This is a genomic window from Fulvimarina thalattae, assembly GCF_040239565.1.
In the GTDB taxonomy this organism is placed as follows: Bacteria; Pseudomonadota; Alphaproteobacteria; order Rhizobiales; family Rhizobiaceae; genus Fulvimarina.
The window spans coordinates 125,261-143,403 of sequence record NZ_JBEHWS010000008.1; the positions used below are offsets into that span (position 1 = coordinate 125,261).

Here is an 18,143-nt window from a genome sequence, read left to right on the forward strand (position 1 = left end):
TCAGAACCGTTGCGGTGAGAAGGGGGTAAGGTCGATCGGCGGAGCCTGGTCGGTCAAGAGGTCGGCGACGAGGCGCGCCGTGCCGGCCGACTGGGTGAGGCCGAGATGGCCGTGGCCGAAGGCGTAGAGGACGCGCGGCGTTGCGCGCGAGCGGCCGATCGCCGGCAGGCTGTCGGGGAGGGACGGGCGGAAGCCCATCCACTGGCGGCCGCCTTCGGTCTTCAGTTCGGGCAGAAAGCTTTTCGCCTTGTTCAGCATGGCGTCGGCGCGAGCGAAGTTCGGCGGGCGCTGGAGGCCGGCGAGTTCGACCGCGCCGCCGACGCGCACGCCGCTCGACAGATTGGAGATGACGAAGCCGTGGCCGCCGAAGGTGAGTTGCACGCGCAGATCAAAGGCACCAACCGGGAGGCTGGTGTTGTAGCCGCGCTCGGTTTCGAGCGGGATTTTCTCGCCAAGCGTTCTGGCGATCCGGTGCGAGAAGGCTCCCGCCGCGAGGACGACCTTGCCGGCTTCGAACGATTGGCCGGTGGCCGTGGTGATTTCGACCCGATCATCCGAGGGCCTGAGCGCAGTGATGTCGCTGCGTTCGATGCGTCCGCCACGGTCCTCGAAGCTCTTGGCGAGCGCGAGAACGTAGTCCTTCGGATCGGAGATCGAAAACCAGCCGGGAGTAAAAGTACCGCGCGTCAGCTTAGGCGAAAGACCGGGCTGGATCTCGGCCATTTCCCGCGCATCCATATGCCGGAATTCGATGCCGTGCTTTTCGCGTGCGGTCCAGCCGGGGAGGGATGCGCGGAACTCGGCCTCGCTTTCATAGAGTTCGAGATTGCCGTCCTTGCGCAGCATGTCGAGCGTGCCGCTCGCCTGCATGAAGGGTTCGAGTTCGTTCTTAGACAGCGCCATCTTCGCGGCCTGCGCCTTCGAGGCAGCGGCAAAGCTTGAAGGTAGGGCCGACAGGGCAAAGCGCAGCATCCACGGTGCGATCTGCAGCGCGTAAGCCGGCGGGATGCTCAAGGGGCCAAGCGGATCGACGAACCATTTGGGCGCCTTGCGGAAGATGCCCGGCGAGGCGAGCGGCAGAATATCGGTGAAGGCGAAGGCTCCGGCATTGCCGGCCGAAGCGCCGGCAGCCGGGCCCTCACGATCGAGAACAATCACCGAGAGCCCGCGCGCCTGGGCGGAGAGCGCTGCGGAGAGGCCGATGACGCCTGCTCCGATGATGGCCGCATCGGGTCGTGTGCCGGACATGGCAGGCCCTCCGCGCTCGTATCCGACTCTAAGCCGCGAGCGCCAGGGCTTCGACGCTGTTCGACAGCTTCCACTCGGCATACCAGCGCTGGAAAAGCGCGAACTGCGCCTCGGCAAAACCGCGCTGGCTCTCGCTCAGTTCGTCGGTCTCGTTGAAGTGGAGGCGGTATTCCTCCTCGCCCTTCAGGACGAGAAGATGCTTGAAGTAAAGGACGAGATCCGGCCCTTCGTCGAAGGAGGAAAGGACAGCGAGCGCGCGGTCCAGTTCCTCCGCTGCGCGCCGGGCCGCGACGTTGCCATTGGCGGCTTCCCGCGACAGGGCGCAGAGATGCAGTACCTCTTCCGGTAGCACATTGCCGATTCCGGTTATCGCGCCGGTGGCGCCGCAATTGACGTAGCCGTGGACCACTGCCGTATCGACACCGATCATCAGCGAGACGTCATCGTCGCGGCTGGTGATGGTTTCTGCGGCGTAGCGCAGGTCGTCGAAGCCGCCGAATTCCTTGAAGCCGCAGAGGTTCGGATGTTCGGCGCGCAGGGCGAAGAAGAGATCGGCCCTTGTCGCGAAGCCGTAATAGGGGCTGTTGTAGATGACGGCCGGCAGGCTCGGCGCAGCCGAGAGCACGGCCTTGAAATGCGCCTTCTGGGCCGCCGGCGCGGTACCGCGCGAAAGAACGCGCGGAATGACCATCAGGCCCTTGGCGCCGACCGTTTCGGCATGGGCTGCATGGGCCGCGGCGAGCTTCGTGTTCATTGCTCCAGTGCCGACGATGACCGGAATGCCGGCCTTGGCGAGGCGCTCGACGCCGTTCATCCGCTCTTCGTCGGTCAGCAGCGGCCAGTCGCCCATGGAGCCGCAATAGACGACGGCGGACATGCCGGCTTCGATCAGCTGGCCGGCCTTCTTCACCAGCGCTTCGTAGTCGGGTTTCCGATCAGCGGTGCAGGGCGTCATCAGGGCAGGAATGGTGCCGGAGAAAATGTCTGCTTTCATAGTTCGGACTTTCACGATCGAAGGACGGGAAACAGCAATTACAAGCGCTTGCTACTCTCATCTAACAAATTGTATAATCTTTGTCGACAGAATTGCCTGTTCAAACATTCGCTACAGCTCGATGGCGAGATCGGATCGTCGGGTCATCAGTTTTTGAATCTGCTCCACGATCTGTTCAGCATGGAGACCGCCCAGACGGTCGGCCTCTTCGAGATCGCGGGCCTCGATCGCCGCGATCATCGCTTCGTGCTCTTCAACGAAACGCTGAGGCAGACGGTCCTCGTAGGACCCGTAATAAACGCGCAGAATGCGGCGGCCGTCGTCCATGAGCTTGGTAAAGAGCGCGAGGAAATAAGCGTTGCGGGCGGCTTCCGCGATTGCGATGTGGAAAGCCTGATTGGTGGCGATCATCGCGAGCGCGTCTTCCTGCTCCACGGCCTGCCTGAATTCGGCTTGCCGCTCTCGGATCGCGCCGAGGTCTTCGGGCTCGTGGTGTTCGGCCGCGAGCCGTGTCGTCACCCGGTACATCAGGACGAGCGCGTCGAAGAAGCTTCGTAAGTTGAGCGTGTCGACACCGGAAACCATGGACGAGCGGTTCGGCAGCGTCTCCACCAGCCCGTCCGCCGCGAGCTTGACGAGCGCCTCCCGCACCGGGGTACGTGACACACCAAAGCGCTGGGCAAGCCGTACCTCGTCGATCGGACTGCCGGGCGGCAGAGCGAGTTCGAGGATCTCGTCGCGCAGGGTTTCGTAGACGTGCTTGGAACCAGAGCCGCGTTTGCGCTCCATGAGGGACCTCTCGATCGTCGGCGTGACGCCGGCCCCATGCGAAGCCAGTCAGGATATGTATTAGGCATCGCGATGCGCGGGGGAAGGTGGGCCGCGACAATTCCCGAGCTTGAAGAACGAAGGTTGCTTCCTTGCAGTTCGATCAGGCCGCGTCGGTGCGGGCGCTGCGCAGGGCCTGGCGCGTCGCCTCGATCGATCGCGCCTCGGCCTCGCTATAGAGTGCGAACTCATCGATCACCGACCGGCCGAGCGCGGCTTCGAACTCAGCTTTGTTGCCGCTGGCGCCGGCATTCGACTGCGCGTCCGTGCCGAGATTGGACTGGAAGATGCCGGCCGCCGAGACGGGCAGGAAATCCTCGTAGACGATCGGATCGGCGGTGACGTGACCCGTCGCGACGAGGGCGTCGAGATCGGTTTCGAAACCACCACTCCGGGCGGCGGTGAGGCCGGCTTCGGTGGGCGCGTAGCGAAAATAGCCGAGCTTTTCCCGGCGCATCGTCTCGTGATCGTCCGGAAAGCCGGAGAAGCTTTCAAGGAGGGCGGTCTCGTAGTCCTTCGCACCTTCTCCTTTCGCATCCACCATTGCCGCTGCGCGGGCTTCGGCGAGAAGCGTATCGTATCGCGCACGGCCCTCTGGCGTGAGAGCGGCGCCGCGCTGCTCGATCTCGCCGAAGCGCGCGGTGTGGCTTCCGGGCTCATGCCCTGTTTCGCTTAAGAAAAGGATTGGCTCTTCCAGTGCCTTGAAGCTGGTCTGTCGCAGGAGAAGCGGGCAGTCGCGCTGTGGCGGTCCCTCGATCACGGCCTTCGGGGCGATACCGCGCTCGGGCATACGGCGCTGCACGGTCTCGATGTCGAGGGTGCGCGGTGTCAGATGGTTGATGTGCGGGCCCTTGAAGCAGACGACGTCTGCAATGAGGCGGTGGATGTCGGCAAGACGTTGATAGGTCTCGCGCGAGACAGTCGCTTCGGAATGCCAGCGGAAGGTTTCCACCGCTTCGGCGACGAAATCCTTCGCTTCCGACGCGGTGAGGCCGCCCTTGTTTTCCGCCAGTTCGACGAGTTCGACGGCGCGCGGCGTGAAAATCGACCGGTTCGCCAGAATGGCGCTGGCCTCTTCGCGCAATGCCTCCTCCTCGATCAGATCGAGGCGCAGGAGCGAGGTAAAGACGCGGAACGGATTTCTCGCCAGTGCCGCGTCGTCTACAGGTCGGAAAGCGGTCGAATGAACCGGGATGCCTGCGACCGAGAGATCGTAATAGCCGACCGGATGCATGCCCATCACCGCAAAGAGCCGCGCCATGAAGGCGAGTTCTTCCGCCGTTCCAAGCCGGATCGCGCCGTGGCGCTCGTCGGACAGTCGATCAAGTTCGCCGGCCCGTTCGAGCTGGGCCTTCAGGTCCAGATCGGCGGCGAGTGCCTCGCCGTTCACCTCGGCGACAAGCTCCATGAGCGTGCCGTATTGCGGCACCTCCGTTCGGTACATTTCCGACATCGCGCCGGAAAAGGCGGCGCGGATGTCATCGGTCGGAACCAGCGGGGCGAGGGGCATTGCGTCGAACCTCTTTGTCGTGACCTGCCGATTATACTCGGCGGGTGGCTCGAGCCTCAAGCCGGCCCCTCGCGGTTCCAGCCGGTCTTCTGGGACCGAGCCGGTCAGCCCTGTGCGCCCTCGGGTGGCTTCTTGCCGGAGCGGATGGCGGCGGCGCGGTCGTCCTCGCTCATCTCCTCCCATTCCTGAACCTCTTTCGGGATGTCCTTGCCGATGAGGTCTTCGCCCAGTTCCTCCCCCTTGTAGCGCTTGTCGGTGCGCTGGATCGCGTTGCCGAAGCCGCCATAATTCGCGTTGGTGTCATTGTCGCCCATGAGATGTCTCCAGTTGCCTTTCTCTCCAAACGGTCGAGCCCGCCGAAAGATGCGAGGCGAGGGCAATGTTCCGAACGAAAAGCGAACGTTTTCGTTGAACCCGCCCCGCAAGGTCTCTATGCGAAAGATAGAATTCTGACTTCGCATCCGCCCTCTGGAGCGCCGAGACCATGAGCGACACTTCCCGTCTGATCGCGCCGGAAAAGCGTGGCGAGGACATCGACACGACGCTGCGCCCGCAGGCGCTCGACGAGTTCGTGGGCCAGGCGCAGGCGCGGGCCAATCTCAAGGTGTTCATCGGCGCGGCCAAGGCACGAGGGGAGGCGCTGGATCACGTGCTCTTCGTCGGCCCTCCGGGTCTCGGCAAGACGACGCTGGCTCAGATCATGGCGAAGGAACTGGGCGTCAATTTTCGCGCGACGTCCGGGCCGGTGATTGCCAAGGCCGGCGATCTCGCAGCACTCCTTACCAATCTCGAAGAACGCGACGTCCTTTTCATCGACGAAATCCACCGGCTGAATCCGGCGGTCGAGGAAATCCTCTATCCGGCTATGGAGGATTTCCAGCTCGATCTCATCATCGGAGAGGGACCGGCCGCGCGTTCGGTGAAGATCGACCTGTCGAAATTCACGCTGGTTGCGGCGACGACCCGTATCGGCCTATTGACGACGCCGTTGCGCGACCGCTTCGGCATCCCTGTCCGGCTGAATTTCTATACAGTGGCGGAGCTCGAACACATCGTGACCCGTGGCGCCCGGCTGATGGGGCTTGCCATGGACGAGGCGGGTGCACAGGAGATCGCGCGCCGCTCGCGTGGCACGCCGCGCATCGCGGGCCGGCTTCTGCGCCGTGTGCGCGATTTTGCGGAATTTGCCGGGGCTGAGATGGTCACCCGCAAGGTCGCCGACGAGGCGCTGTCGCGGCTGGAGGTCGACAGTCTCGGCCTCGACCAGCTCGACCGGCGTTATCTCGATCTGATCGCGATGAATTTCGGTGGAGGACCAGTGGGGATCGAGACGATCGCGGCGGCACTGTCCGAACCGCGCGATGCGATCGAGGATATCGTCGAGCCCTATCTCCTCCAGCAGGGCTTCATCCAGCGCACCCCGCGCGGCCGTCTGTTGACCCAGACCGCCTTCCGCCATCTCGGGCTTGCAGTCCCGGCCGGCTATCAGGGCGTCCAGTCCAGCCTGTTCGAGGAACCGGACGCGGAGTGATAGGTGGGCGGGCTTACTCCGCGACGATCTTGTAGCGCGCGCCCGGCTGAACTTGCCCCGACGCGCCGAGGCCGTTGAGCAGGCGGAACAGCGCGGCCGGCCGGTCGACGCCGACCATTCGGCTCGACAGGCTTTCGACCGTATCGCCGCCCGCTGCCGTGAGGACGCGAATGCGGAGCGGCTTCAGGGAATTGCGCTCGGCAGCCGAGAGCATCCGGAAGGACGAGGAGACGGAATTCGCAATTGAGGTGACGCGCGAGGAGTTTTCCGTCGGAACGGCCGTCAGGAAGCGATAGACCTGCTTTCCGACGCGAACCACCGTGACATCGAAAGCGTAGTCGCCGCCCGAGGCCCGCGCGGACACCGCTTCGAGCCCGCCGAGCTGTCGGCGCCGGATCGTCGACTTGTCGAGCCCGCCGACCCAGCCGCTTGCGATGTAATCTTCAAGCCGTGCCGAAGGCGATAGCGCCACGCCGTCGAACCGGATCGCTACATCGCCGGGTCCGGTCGCGAGGACGGCTTCCGACGTATTGTCGATGACGAAGTCCTGCGGCACGTCGAAGGCGATGCCGAGGCCTGGATGATAGAAGCTGCGGCCGCGGACATAGCCTTCGGAGGCGGAGTCGCCGAAGAGGATGCCGTCGATGCCGGTGAGATAGCGGTCGCGATCTGCCGAGCCGGTGCCGACCGGGCCCTGTTCGCTTGCATGGCGCTTGGCGAGATTGATGCGCTGGGGTGCCGACGGATGCGAGGCCAGGAAGTCGAGGCTCGGATTTTCCACCTGGAAGGCGTTACGGAAGCTCGTATAGGCGTCCATCGCCGCGAGGAAGCGGCCCGCCGCATAGGGATCGAAACCGGCGCGCGTGATGTGCTTGATGCCGAGATCGTCGGCCTGCAACTCCTGCTGGCGGGAGAACTGCGCGACACTTAGCTTGTTGCGGGCAAGCGCCATGCGGCCAGCCTGATCGCTCGCCAAAACCTCAGAGACGACGCGGCTCGCGATTTCAGCCTCACGCTCGCGCTGCTGGCGCTCGATACCGTGGTTGGCCGAAACGTGGGCCATCTCATGACCGATCACGGCGGCGACTTCCGCCGAATCATTGGCCAGCGCCAGAAGGCCGCGCGTGATGTAGACATAGCCGCCCGGCAGCGCGAAGGCGTTCACATTCGGCGAGTTGAGGACGGTAATATTGTAGGCGCGCTCCGAATCATCACTCGCGGCCTGCAGCCTGCCGACCACGCCGGCCAGCATTCGCTCGACTTTCGGATCGGAATAGGCGCCGCCATAGGCCGCCAAAATCTTCGGGTGCTGCGAGCGGCCGATGCGGGACTGCGGATCCTGGGCCTGGGCGGTCTCGAAAGTGACCGGCGAGCGCGATGCGGAATAGCCGGTCGTCAGATCGCTGCTGGAGAGGCCAAAGCCTTCCTCAAGGGTCGTGCAGGAGGCGGTCCCGAGCAGAAGCGTGGCGGTCGCAATAAGACCCAGCCGACGCAGAATCGAGCCACCAGCGTTGGACGCTTTTGCAATCATGCTATTCGAAATTCGCCTCAATCTCTTGCCGCAACGCAACGGGTGGCTGCTGCTCGAATTGGTCCGAGCCAACAATTCCCTTTATGCGTATGCGTCAGTTCCCCGCTAGAGTGAACGCGCAACAGAACGGTCCTCAACCGGCATCGCCCCCACGATGCGGCTATAATCGTCCTAGGTCGAGATTGAGGTTTCAATGCGGCGTCCGCTGTTCCCGCAAAGCGATTCGCCGTTGAGATCAGCATACGACATTCGAAGCTCAGGTCGTATCGAACCGGCTTGAATGTTCTTGAGACCCAAGATAGCGGCGCACGGCCTCCGGCGCATCGTCGCCCAGCATGGACTCGACCGGACCGACATGAGCGATGTGTCCGGCATCGAGAAAGGCGACGCGATTGGCGTAGCTGCGGGCGTCTTCGGGGTGATGGGTCACCATCAGGATCGTCAGCGGCGTTTCGGTGAATTCGCCGCGCAGCTGCCGCAGGGTCTTCATCATGTCGCGGCGCAGGGCGGGGCCGAGCGAGGCGAAGGGCTCATCCAACAGAAGCAGCGGCTGGCGGCGCAGAAAAGCCCGTGCGAGCGCCGCGCGCTGGCGTTCGCCGCCCGATAGTTCGTGCGGCTTCCGCCCGCCTTTGCCGGCGAGGCCCACGGCAGTGAGGCCTTCTTCAATCGCTTCGCGCTCCTCCGTCGTCACCCGGCGGTTCGGCGCGATGCCAAGAGCGATGTTCTGAAAGACCGTCAGATGCGGAAAGAGATTGTTGTCCTGAAAGACGATCGAGAGCGGTCGCTCCGACGGCCCCTTGCCGGCGACGTCGTCACCGGCGATCGAAAGGCCGCCGCTGGTCAGCGGCAGGAAGCCGGCGACCATGTCCATCAGGGTCGATTTGCCGGCGCCGCTCGGGCCTACGAGCGCGAGCCATTCGCCGGGGCTCAGCGCCAGATCGAGCGTGACCGACCAGTCGTCGCGCGCAAAAACCGCCCGATCGAGTTTGAGGGCTGGTTGTGGATCGCTCATTTCGCCTTCGCCTCGATCGCGCTCGTCCGCTCGGCGAACCAGATCAGCGCCAGACAGACGACGCCCAGAATGAGGGCAAGACCCGCCGCATCGTCGGTGCGATAGCTGCCCATGCGCTGATAGAGCAGATAGGGAAGGGTCGTGAATTCGCGATTGCCGAAAAGGGCGATCGCGCCGAGATCACCCAGCGAGATCGCGATGGCGAGTGCGAAGGCGAGGCCCGCCGGTCGCTTCAGCGCCAGCCAGTCGAGAAGGCGAAAACGGCGTAATCCGGTCATACCAAGGCTGTCGGCCAGCTTCTCGTCGCGCCGGTGGGCCGCCGCGAAGCTGGGCCCGAGGATGCGGACCGCGAAGGGCACCGCCATCGCCATATTGGTGAGGACGACGATGTAGGGCGCGGCGGAAAAGACGCTCGTCACCTCGCGCAGGCCGAGGAACCAGCCGGCCCCGACGACGACCGGCGGAACGACGAGGACGAGGCTCGCGGCAATTTCCAGCGCGCGGCGGGGGAGGGGTGTCGTCAGCGTCATGCGCCGCTCGGCGTTAGCGAGTGCTTCGACGCCGAGAAGGATCAGCACCGAGAGGAAAAGCGCGAGGACGCCGGAGATGAATGCGACCCAGAGGCTGGTGAAGAGCGCGTCGAGGACCGCCGCCTCCGTCAGCAGGCGTGCGAGATCGGCGGTGATGCCGGCAAGCACGATCGCGACGAAGGGCGAGAGGACGAAGAAGAGGCCGAGAATGAGAACGAGTGCATCATAGATTTGTCGGAGATGTCCCGCCCGGTCCCAGCGCGTCGCCCGTCCGCCGAGGCCGAACTGGCCGGCATCCGAGCCGCCAAGGCGGTTCGCGATCATCAGGATAATCGCCGTCAGAGCGATCTGGAGCAGCGAGAGAACGACCGCGCGGCCGGGATCGAAATCGTAGCGCAGCGTCTGGTAGATCGCGACCTCCAGCGTCGTCGCGCCGGGGCCGCCGCCGAGGACGAGAACGATGGTGAAGCTCGTCGCGCAAAGCATGAAGATGAGGCTTGCTGCCGCCGGCAGAACGGTGTGGATCGCCGGCCATTCGACTAGCCTAAACGTCGTCCAAGGCGAGAAGGAGAGCTGGCCGGCGAGCTTCCAGCTTTCCTTCGGTACGTCGTCGAGGGCTGCGATCATCAGCCGGGCCGCAAGCGGCAGGTTGAAGAAGACATGGGCGATCAGGATGCCGGAAAGGCCGTAGATCGAAAAGCGCGGCAGACCCAGAAACGCGCCGATGTCGGAGATTACGCCGTTTCGCCCCCAGACCGTGATGATCGCGAGCGCCCCGACGAGAACGGGCAGCGCCTGTGGCAGAAGGAAGATCCGTAGTACCACGCGCCTGCCGGGGAAGCGCGAGCGGTGCAACGCACTAGCCAGCGGGATCGCGCTCAGAACCGACAGCAGCGTCGAGAGCGCGGCCTGTTCCAGCGTGAAGAGCATGACGCCGCGCAGATAGGGATCGGTGAGGATTGCAAGGAACGGCAGATTCGCATCGGTGCCAACTGCCAGCACGACGAATCCGCCGGCCAGGAAGCCGGTGAGGAGCAGCGCGGCGGCCACCCCGAGGATCAGCCGGATCGTGCGGTCCCGTGCCATGCGCGTCGCGGTTTCCGTCCCGCGCCGATCAGCGGCCAAGCGCCTCCAGCCATTCCTGCGTCCAGGCCTGGCGGTTCTCCGCGACGGTATCGGGGTCGATATAAAGAGGGTTCTCAACCTCGATCAGCTTGCCGAACGCCTCCGGCAGTTCGATGCCTTCGATGACCGGATAGGCCCAGTTGCCGGTGGGGATCACCGATTGAAACTCCTCGGTGAGGATGAAGTCGAGGAATTCACGGGCAAGCTCCGGCGTGTCGGTGCTTTCCAGCATGCCGGCGACCTCGATCTGCAGATAAAGGCCTTCGGAGAATTCGGCGGCCTCGTATCGCTCGGTCTCCTCCTCGATCATGTGATAGGCGGGCGATGTGGAATAGCTGACGACGAGTGGCACTTCGCCCGACGTGAACAGGCCGTAGGCCTCCGACCAGCCGGGCGTGACCGTAAGAATGCGGTTCGACAGCTCTTCCCATTTTGCCTGTGCATTCTCGCCGTAGACCGCCTTCATCCAGAGCAGGAAGCCGAGGCCCGGCGTCGATGTGCGTGGGTCCTCGATGGCGATCTTCTGTTCCGGATCGCCGGTGACGAGTGCGTCTAAACTCTTCGGCCAGTCCCCGGCGGCCTCGGTGTCCACCATCACCGCGAGATAGGAATAATCGAAGGGCACGAATGTATCGTCGTCGTAATCGACTGGCAGCGAGAGCGGCGAGAGGTCTGTCTCGCTTCGGGCAAAGAGGCCGGTGGCCTTTGCCTCCGGCACGAGATCGGTTGTGAGGCCGATCACGGCATCGGCCGGCGAGGAGCTGCCTTCGAGCTTCAGCCGATTGAGGATCGCGACGCCGTCCGCGAGCCCCTCGAACTGGAGATCGCATTCGCAGGTCGCCTCGAAGGCCTCTTCGATCTTCGGGCCCGGCCCCCAGTCCGGCACGAAGCTTTCATAGGTGTAGACCGTAAGCACAGGTTTCTCGCCATCCTGCGCAAGAGCCGAAGGAGTATAGCCCGCCGCGAAAGCGATGGCGACCGAACCGGCCAGGATGGATGAAAACTTCAAATATGCCACTGTGGCCTCCCTCGACATCGTTTAGAAAGGAAGCTGGCGAGCCTTGGCTACGAAGAAACGTGGCCGGCGCCCTCATTCCCTCCGCCGGCATGACCCGGATCAGGTTCGACGGGTCGGCAGTTCGCCTCTCAGCCTGCGTCGGATACGCGGCACCCCGTGTGAGCTGCCGGGAACACTAAAGCGTTTTGGCTGGAAGGGAAGCGGCCCGAGCGGTCGACTTATAGTGAGTGTGCGTCTTCTGATCGTCGTTACGCCACATCGGTGCATCTTGGCCGAAGCCGCTGCTGCACCATTCTCACGCCGATGACGGAATTCGCAGTTCTTCTTGCCGGCGATATCGAGCCGACCGAGCGCCTGAAGGCGCGCCTTGCGGCCTGCCGCATCATCGCGGCAGATGCCGGGATCGCCCACGCCAACGCCCTCGGCCTCAAGCCGGAACTCTGGCTCGGAGACTTCGATTCGGCCGAAACCTCGCTCAAAACCACAAGCGCGATCGAAACACTGTCCTACCCGACTGGTAAGGACAAGACCGACGGCGAGCTCGCCATCGAGGCCGCGATCGAGCGGGGCGCGACCAGCATGATTGTTGCCGGCGCGCTCGGCGGCCCGCGCAGCGACCACGCCTTCTCCAACCTCGTTTTGGCTCTGCGATACGCCGAACAGGGCCTTTCGATCGAGCTCGACGACGGCCGCGAGCGCGGCTGGCCGCTCCAGCCCGGCAAGCGGTTGGAGATCGATCTCAAGCCCGGAACCCAGTTCTCGATCCTGAAATTCTCGGACATCACCGGCCTGACGATCACCGGCGCCGTCTATCCGCTCGACGATGTGGAAGTGCCGTTCACCTCGATCCTCACCCAGTCCAACGAGGCGACCGGCCCGATCTCCGTCGTTATCGGAAGAGGAACGGCGCTGCTTCTCGCCCAGACGGACCCGGCGGCGCATTGAAGAAAGGACGGATCGTGCGGGTCCACTGGTTCTGCCCCGCCAGCGCTTATACCCGCTTATTCGCCACCGCGCTTTGCCAGTAGACAGGGTTTGCCGTTGAAAAGCGCTCCACGACAGGTTTCGCGCCGCTGCACTTTATCCTATAAGCTCCCTCGCGTGGTCCCGTAGCTCAGCAGGATAGAGCATCAGATTCCTAATCTGAGGGTCACAGGTTCGAATCCTGTCGGGATCACCAAATCTGGCGCGACGCATAATCTGCAACATAACCGCTATAGCCTGTAACTTTTCCTCGTTTCAGGCTGGAATCAAGCCCTTTCGGCGATTTCGCAAAATTCATGGTTAATTCTCGAATCAACCCAAGGCTGTATTCAGCTTAGGCCGTTTTGGGCCACCTTCGGTCGGCGTTCGGACTGATTCGCGATCGGTCCGGCTTTGCTTGACCCTAGCCGGTAGGCCTCTCGTTTTGCGGGTGCAGGGGAACTTGTGTGTCAGTCCCTCGCGAATTCACCAGCGACACCCCCCGAAATCAAAGCGCTTTCCGCATGACCACCGCATGCCATCCGCGAAGCGTGATAAAAACATTTCACGCCATATTGCCAAAACGGAAGCGCAGCGCTATCTCAGAACAGGAAAACGTGAATATGTGATATCACGAGGGTACGGAAACGATATGCAGCGCGACGAGCCTGGAGAATATTTCGGAACCGAATTCGGTAACGGACGCGATTACGAACCGCATGACATCGCAGAGCTTGTGCTCGGGTGCGGACGTTTCCTCGCCGAGATCGGAGGCGACGAAGCCGCCAATCGCGGAATGACCGCCTACCTCAATACTCTAGGAGAGCGGCTCGACAACGAGGAGACCTGGGCAGAGGACTTCGACGTCTCCATGCCCATGAACTGGCCGATGGGGCAGGTCTTCATGGCGCTCAACGCCTATGCGCATCGGGGGCTTGCTACCGGCCCCTCGTCGACGCCGGAAGAACATGAAGAGTTTCTCCGGGAGACGCTCGAGGCAGCGACCGGTTTCGTCGCACGTGCGCCGCTCGCTGCTTGGGGCCTTGCCGACACCGATCTTGAAAACACGCTGACGCTCGCGAAAGCTCGATGGGCATTGGATCACGACGAGCCGGTCGAACCAATTGCCCTCGCGATCTTCGGAGGTGTCTCCGAAGGACGACTACGCAATCTCATGTCGGGCGCGAATCGCGCGATGACACCGGTCGAAGGCAAGGTGCCGGCCAAGGAGGCGCTCGAATGGCTCAAGGGCCGCGAGAGCTTCCATCCGTCGACCTGGCGAACGCAGGGGTCCTACTGGCCGCACATCTCGAAACCGGTCGAGGAGATCGTGGAGGATCTGGTCTGGTTCGTGCCGCAGGCGCAGGACGGCACGATCTTCCATCCGGGACTGACCAGGAACGGCGAATTCTCGGTCGGCGCGAAGGGCGGAGAGAAGCGCTTCTCCGAATACGAAGCCGCGCTCGATCATTTGCAGAAGCTTGCCTATCCCGCGTGGCGACGACCCAACCCACGGGGCAACTGGGGCATCGTGCGGGCCGTCTCATGGCTCCGGATGACACAGCGGGAAATGAACGAACACGTCGAGCGCTTCCGCTCCTCGCAACCCGGCAACTGAAACCCAGAAAGGAATTTCCATGACGATGTCGTCGCTTCCGGCGCACGGCCGGATCTCGTGTGCCCGCTGTTTCGGTGGCTGTGCCGAATGGGGTCATACCTCGATCGAAGAAAACGGGTGGGTCCTCGAGAACAATCCCATGGCCTGGGGAGCGTCCGATCCGGAAATTCTCGTGCTCGGATTTTCGAAGGGGGTCCGCCAGTCCGGCCCCTTCCTCTCGAAGCCTTTCGAGACAATCGCCTTCGCCGGAATGCGCGATCGGCTCGCCGAGTGCCTCGACAGCCTCGGAGTGCTGCCGATGGACCGGTCCTTCAACGATCTTTTCCAGAAGGACGAACCCGACTTCGCCTTCGGGTCGCTGATCCGTTGCTCGATCGCCCATGTTCCGGCCGGATCCGACAAGGCATCCAAGTCCGGCGAGATCATCAATGCTCTCTCGCGTCGGCGGGACGGCACCGATTGGGCTGGCAACTGCATCGATCAGTTTCTGAGCGATCTCCCTTCGCGGCTTCGCCTCGTCGTCCTGATGTCGAACGACGACGACTACGTCGAGGCCTGCTTCGACCGTATCGCCCGCGTTCGACCTGGCCTGAAGCGCTTGAGCGAGGTCGCCTACTCGGATGACCGTGTTACGTTCGTCCACATCGCGCATTGCTCCGGTACGTCCATCAGCCATCAGCAGAAATGGCTTGCGAGAGCGGAGGGGAGGCAGGGCGACAAGGCGCGATTGGCGGATGAGGCGGTTCGCGGAGCAGGCTACGAACCGAAAGTGAGGAACCTTCGGTCGGCAACCCCATCCGAACCTGAAATCCGCCGGCTGACGCCAAGCCGCGTCGACAAAGATGCTCCGCTCAATCCCCCCCAAGCGTCCGTTCCGACTGGCCAGATGATGCGGAACGGCACTCAGGTTCCGAAAGCAAAGGACGGGACCTTGTTCCTACCCGAAACCAGGCGCGGTGGCGGCTACCAGATCGGTGCGAAGGGAAGCGAGGTCTGCGTCCAGTCCTACTACGAGGCGCTCGACCTACTGCGGAAGATGGATGCTCCGCGTTGGCGTCGACCGAACGCGAAGGGCAATTGGGGAATTGTTGTAGGCGTGGAATGGGTCTGGCTGGACGCCTGCGAGGACGAGGTGGCCTGACGAGACGGAATCCCGGCTCGCGGGGTTACAGCGGGTGGCGGCGGGGAAGACCGTGGCATTTCGTGTTGCAGACTTCCCGGCGACTTCGGTCGCCGGGCTTTTCGGGCAACCAACACTGCAGTCAGTTTCTCCAACCCTCGCTTCGCACCTTCAACGCCTCTTCACGGTCCAGCACGTTCTGAAAGAGACGCCATTCGTCGCCATTGCTGGCATCAAGGAATTGCCGTTCCGATTTCACAATGCCCTTGATCCAGTCGTCTTAGATGTCACGAGAGAGCCGCGGCCTCATGTATGTCGCGCGCTAACAACGATAGCCTGCCTTTCACAGTGCAGGTCGCGTTTCAGAGAAGTCTTCGTCCAAAGATATTTCTGAACGATTGCCGGTCATTCCGGGATCTTCAGGGGCCCACGCGCGACCGTTGTAGCTGATGCGAGCGACGGTCTCGTCGCTCTCGCGTAGTCGAACCTCCCCTCCGCTCCAGTTCCCACCGCCGAGGTCGTTCTCGGCGATGTACGAACCGCAGATCCGTGAAGCTTCCCGCAACGTGGCCGCCTTCACCCAGAATCCGCTCCGCGTCTCCGGCAGGGGCTCGTCCGGATCCTCTTCGAAATCCGGGTTTCCGCAGTTGGCAAGGAAGACCCTGAACCGTTTCTCGTCGCTGGACATTCTTTCGCTCTCCCCGGAAGTTCGCTTCGCAAAAAGAATGGCCCCTCGAGCCGCAAGTCTCGACCCCGGTTTTAACCTTGCTTATCGACAAGGCTTTATCGCCTAGAGATTTCCGGGCAGTTTCGTCTATGTTCGGACTATGATTCGATGTCTGAGGTAGCAAGGGTCTTATGCAGGCGATCGATCTCTATTCCGGTTGCGGCGGCATGTCCGCCGGCGCCCAGATGGCCATACCCGGTCTCGAGATCAGATGGGCTCTCGACATCGACCGCTATGCGACGGCAACCTTCAAGAAGCGGCATCCGAAGGCGATCGTGGAGACGCGCAACGTTGCCGAGGTGTCGGCCGCCAGCATAATCGAAACCGCGAAACTGACCGCTATCGACTGGTTCTTCGCCGGGCCGACCTGTCAGGCCGTCAGTACCATGGGGATCTTCCACGAAGGCGATCCGCGCAATGCGCTGTTCGTTCATTTCGCCCGACTGCTCGACGGTTTCATCGAGCGGGGCGTCAAGCCGAAGAACATCCTGCTCGAGAACGTTCCCGGCATCGTCTACGGGAATAATCTCGCGATCGTGCGCGAACTCTTCCAGTTCCTTTCGAAGCGCGGCTACAACGTCGCCGCCGACGTCGTCTGCTTCGCCGACTACGGACTGCCCCAACTGCGCAATCGCTTCATCCTGATCGCGACCGTTACCGACGATCCGATCACGTTCCCTGCTCCGACCTTTTCGAACGAGGAGAGTTCCGGTCTTCCGCCCTACAGGACCGTGAAGGACGCGCTCTCGGACCTCTACGGTCGAAATCCCACCGACGATCCACGCGACTCCCTGACCTATCCGTCGCCGGCCGCCAACGATTACCAGGCGGAGTTGCGCGACAGGAAGAGGAAGCTGCGGAACCACCTCTGTTCGCAGATCACGCCGTTAAACGTCGCCCGGATCGCAACGGTGCCGCAGGGTGGAAGCTGGAAGGATATTCCGGCGGACCTACTTCCCGAGCGTTTCCAGAGAGTCCGGATGACGGACTACGCGACGCTGTACGGCCGCCTGCACGAAGAGGCTCCGGCCTATACGATCTCCGCCGGCTTCGCGAACATCACCTCCGGATGCTTTACGCACCCGCTCCGCGATGGTTCTCTCAGCGTCCGGGAGGGTGCGAGGCTTCAGGGCTTCCCGGACGACTTCGTCTTCCACGGGCCCCGGACCGCACAGTACCGCCAGGTCGGGAATGCCGTCCCTCCATACGGCTTCGCGGCCATCGTCCGGCACCTGATCGGGGGATCCGAAGGCAGGACCCCGAGACTGACGATCGACACCATCAACGAGAACCGGAGGTTTCCGAAAGCCGTCCGCCGCTTTACCGGACGAAGGACCGAATCCGAACTCGGCAAGAACGGCTACGGCGGCGGTACCTACTGGCCGAAGGGGTGGGGTCCCGAGATCGAACGGGAGATCGTTTCGAAGAACGGCCACCGGCGAGACGCGACGATCCCGTTGCGCTACGCACGTTCGGAGCGGAGAGCGGCTCGCGACAGCGTCGCACTGGCTCCCCTCGAGAAGCTCTTCCGAGACGATACGCACGACAACGCGTCGTTCGCGGACATCCTCTCACGATCCGACACCCGGACCTCGTTTTCCGTTCCCATCGTGAAGAGCGCGACGAAGAAGATCGATCCTCTCGACGTCGCGATCACCAGGCTGCTTTCGGCGATGTCCGAAGCCGGCGGACGCTACCGGATCGACGTACCGTTCGGCTATGTCAGAAATCGCGTGGTCCTGATCGCCAACCTATTCGGAGAGAGATCGATCGCCGACGCTCCGGTATCGGTGTCAACCGACGACGAAGACCAGACGATCGATCTGACGTTCGAGGTCCGCCCCTTGGTCGCCATGACGCTCTCTTTCGATGGGCATTCCGGGGGCGAGGACTATTCCTCCTGCCTGACCGTGACCGGCATCCGGATCATCTCGCCGACGGCTCCGAAGGCGCTCGCAGACCGACACCGGAACGTTGGCTGAGCCGCCCGTCGATCCATTCCGCAGCGAACTCATGCGTCGGGTCCGAAGGAAGGACACGACGCCCGAACTCGCGGTAAGGCGCGCCCTTACCGCTCTTGGAGTGCGCTATCGGCTACAGGCGAAGGATCTTTCCGGAAGGCCCGACATCGTGAACCGGAAGAGGAAGCTGGCGATCTTCGTCCATGGATGCTTCTGGCATCGACACCCAGGCTGCCGCCTCGCCTCGACGCCAAAGACACGGACCGAATTCTGGGAAGCGAAATTCGCACGGAACGTCGAACGTGATCGCAAAGCGATTGAGAATCTGAAGGCGGATGGCTGGAAGGTCATCGTCGTATGGGAATGCGAAACCAGAAATCAGGATGGGCTCGAAAAGCTATTGAACGAATCAATCTGAGGTAGGAGC

The 18,143-nt window shown here is 62.9% G+C and carries 16 protein-coding genes, 1 tRNA gene and 1 riboswitch; of the genes, 7 read left to right on the forward strand and 10 right to left on the reverse strand.

Translation table 11 applies throughout. From position 1 onward, the window contains the following. The 5 genes from ABRA89_RS12395 to ABRA89_RS12415 all read right to left on the reverse strand — a co-directional run bounded on the left by ABRA89_RS12395 (position 1) and on the right by ABRA89_RS12415 (position 4,894). Positions 1–1,248: an NAD(P)/FAD-dependent oxidoreductase gene (locus ABRA89_RS12395; RefSeq protein WP_349941793.1), complete on the reverse strand. Its 1,248-nt coding sequence runs from the start codon at positions 1,246–1,248 to the stop codon at positions 1–3. Between the two features lie 28 nt (positions 1,249–1,276). Then, positions 1,277–2,242: a dihydrodipicolinate synthase family protein gene (locus tag ABRA89_RS12400; protein ID WP_349941794.1), complete on the reverse strand. Its 966-nt coding sequence runs from the start codon at positions 2,240–2,242 to the stop codon at positions 1,277–1,279. Between the two features lie 111 nt (positions 2,243–2,353). After that, complete coding sequence (locus tag ABRA89_RS12405) at positions 2,354–3,031, reverse strand: GntR family transcriptional regulator (RefSeq protein ID WP_349941795.1); 678 nt, start codon at positions 3,029–3,031, stop codon at positions 2,354–2,356. Between the two features lie 142 nt (positions 3,032–3,173). Continuing rightward, positions 3,174–4,580, reverse strand: a complete 1,407-nt coding sequence (gene hglS, locus ABRA89_RS12410) for a 2-oxoadipate dioxygenase/decarboxylase HglS (protein WP_349941796.1) — start codon at positions 4,578–4,580, stop codon at positions 3,174–3,176. A 104-nt stretch (positions 4,581–4,684) separates the two neighbouring features. Then, a complete protein-coding gene (locus ABRA89_RS12415; RefSeq protein ID WP_349941797.1) occupies positions 4,685–4,894 on the reverse strand; it encodes a hypothetical protein in 210 nt (69 codons plus the stop codon). Positions 4,895–5,064: 170 nt separating this feature from the next. On the opposite strand from ABRA89_RS12415, the gene ruvB reads away from it, so the two are divergent. Next, positions 5,065–6,111, forward strand: a complete 1,047-nt coding sequence (gene ruvB / locus ABRA89_RS12420; protein ID WP_349941798.1) for a Holliday junction branch migration DNA helicase RuvB — start codon at positions 5,065–5,067, stop codon at positions 6,109–6,111. Between the two features lie 13 nt (positions 6,112–6,124). Here ruvB and ABRA89_RS12425 read toward each other — a convergent pair whose 3' ends face one another. From ABRA89_RS12425 to thiB, 4 genes are all read right to left on the reverse strand, one after another. After that, complete coding sequence (locus tag ABRA89_RS12425) at positions 6,125–7,642, reverse strand: M48 family metalloprotease (protein WP_349941799.1); 1,518 nt, start codon at positions 7,640–7,642, stop codon at positions 6,125–6,127. Between the two features lie 256 nt (positions 7,643–7,898). Further along, positions 7,899–8,654, reverse strand: coding sequence for a thiamine ABC transporter ATP-binding protein (locus tag ABRA89_RS12430; protein ID WP_349941800.1), 756 nt, complete (start codon positions 8,652–8,654; stop codon positions 7,899–7,901). Continuing rightward, complete coding sequence (thiP, locus tag ABRA89_RS12435) at positions 8,651–10,270, reverse strand: thiamine/thiamine pyrophosphate ABC transporter permease (protein ID WP_349941801.1); 1,620 nt, start codon at positions 10,268–10,270, stop codon at positions 8,651–8,653. The genes ABRA89_RS12430 and thiP overlap by 4 nt, the downstream gene beginning before the upstream one ends. Before the next feature lie 28 nt (positions 10,271–10,298). After that, positions 10,299–11,303, reverse strand: coding sequence for a thiamine ABC transporter substrate binding subunit (gene thiB, locus ABRA89_RS12440; RefSeq protein WP_349941832.1), 1,005 nt, complete (start codon positions 11,301–11,303; stop codon positions 10,299–10,301). A gap of 82 nt (positions 11,304–11,385) precedes the next feature. After that, positions 11,386–11,494: riboswitch (TPP riboswitch) on the reverse strand. Positions 11,495–11,630: 136 nt separating this feature from the next. Between thiB and ABRA89_RS12445 the strand changes: the two genes are divergently transcribed. From ABRA89_RS12445 to ABRA89_RS12460, 4 genes are all read left to right on the forward strand, one after another. Further along, positions 11,631–12,272 (forward strand): thiamine diphosphokinase, encoded by a 642-nt coding sequence (locus ABRA89_RS12445; protein ID WP_349941802.1) that lies wholly within the window; start codon positions 11,631–11,633, stop codon positions 12,270–12,272. Between the two features lie 158 nt (positions 12,273–12,430). Then, positions 12,431–12,507, forward strand: a tRNA-Arg gene (locus tag ABRA89_RS12450). Positions 12,508–12,942: 435 nt separating this feature from the next. Beyond that, positions 12,943–13,908, forward strand: coding sequence for a hypothetical protein (locus tag ABRA89_RS12455; protein WP_349941803.1), 966 nt, complete (start codon positions 12,943–12,945; stop codon positions 13,906–13,908). 19 nt (positions 13,909–13,927) lie between these two features. Beyond that, positions 13,928–15,049: a hypothetical protein gene (locus ABRA89_RS12460; protein WP_349941804.1), complete on the forward strand. Its 1,122-nt coding sequence runs from the start codon at positions 13,928–13,930 to the stop codon at positions 15,047–15,049. Positions 15,050–15,371: 322 nt separating this feature from the next. Here ABRA89_RS12460 and ABRA89_RS12465 read toward each other — a convergent pair whose 3' ends face one another. Further along, the gene (locus tag ABRA89_RS12465; protein ID WP_349941805.1) at positions 15,372–15,716 is read right to left on the reverse strand and encodes a hypothetical protein; all 345 of its coding nucleotides are present in this window, start codon (positions 15,714–15,716) and stop codon (positions 15,372–15,374) included. A 170-nt stretch (positions 15,717–15,886) separates the two neighbouring features. On the opposite strand from ABRA89_RS12465, the gene ABRA89_RS12470 reads away from it, so the two are divergent. After that, the gene (locus tag ABRA89_RS12470; RefSeq protein ID WP_349941806.1) at positions 15,887–17,737 is read left to right on the forward strand and encodes a DNA cytosine methyltransferase; all 1,851 of its coding nucleotides are present in this window, start codon (positions 15,887–15,889) and stop codon (positions 17,735–17,737) included. Further along, the gene (locus ABRA89_RS12475) at positions 17,730–18,134 is read left to right on the forward strand and encodes a very short patch repair endonuclease (RefSeq protein ID WP_349941807.1); all 405 of its coding nucleotides are present in this window, start codon (positions 17,730–17,732) and stop codon (positions 18,132–18,134) included. The genes ABRA89_RS12470 and ABRA89_RS12475 overlap by 8 nt, the downstream gene beginning before the upstream one ends. Positions 18,135–18,143 lie beyond the last annotated feature (9 nt).

Excerpts from the sequence above, each read along its gene's own strand:
- ABRA89_RS12400 (WP_349941794.1), bottom strand. The coding sequence starts at position 2,242 with ATGAAAGCAGACATTTTCTCCGGCACCATTCCTGCCCTGATGACGCCC.
- hglS (WP_349941796.1), bottom strand. The coding sequence starts at position 4,580 with ATGCCCCTCGCCCCGCTGGTTCCGACCGATGACATCCGCGCCGCCTTT.
- ABRA89_RS12395 (WP_349941793.1), bottom strand. The coding sequence starts at position 1,248 with ATGTCCGGCACACGACCCGATGCGGCCATCATCGGAGCAGGCGTCATC.
- thiP (WP_349941801.1), bottom strand. The coding sequence starts at position 10,270 with ATGGCACGGGACCGCACGATCCGGCTGATCCTCGGGGTGGCCGCCGCG.
- ABRA89_RS12430 (WP_349941800.1), bottom strand. The coding sequence starts at position 8,654 with ATGAGCGATCCACAACCAGCCCTCAAACTCGATCGGGCGGTTTTTGCG.
- ABRA89_RS12470 (WP_349941806.1), top strand. The coding sequence starts at position 15,887 with ATGCAGGCGATCGATCTCTATTCCGGTTGCGGCGGCATGTCCGCCGGC.
- ABRA89_RS12425 (WP_349941799.1), bottom strand. The coding sequence starts at position 7,642 with ATGATTGCAAAAGCGTCCAACGCTGGTGGCTCGATTCTGCGTCGGCTG.
- ABRA89_RS12445 (WP_349941802.1), top strand. The coding sequence starts at position 11,631 with ATGACGGAATTCGCAGTTCTTCTTGCCGGCGATATCGAGCCGACCGAG.
- ruvB (WP_349941798.1), top strand. The coding sequence starts at position 5,065 with ATGAGCGACACTTCCCGTCTGATCGCGCCGGAAAAGCGTGGCGAGGAC.
- ABRA89_RS12405 (WP_349941795.1), bottom strand. The coding sequence starts at position 3,031 with ATGGAGCGCAAACGCGGCTCTGGTTCCAAGCACGTCTACGAAACCCTG.
- ABRA89_RS12455 (WP_349941803.1), top strand. The coding sequence starts at position 12,943 with ATGCAGCGCGACGAGCCTGGAGAATATTTCGGAACCGAATTCGGTAAC.
- ABRA89_RS12465 (WP_349941805.1), bottom strand. The coding sequence starts at position 15,716 with ATGTCCAGCGACGAGAAACGGTTCAGGGTCTTCCTTGCCAACTGCGGA.
- ABRA89_RS12415 (WP_349941797.1), bottom strand. The coding sequence starts at position 4,894 with ATGGGCGACAATGACACCAACGCGAATTATGGCGGCTTCGGCAACGCG.
- ABRA89_RS12460 (WP_349941804.1), top strand. The coding sequence starts at position 13,928 with ATGACGATGTCGTCGCTTCCGGCGCACGGCCGGATCTCGTGTGCCCGC.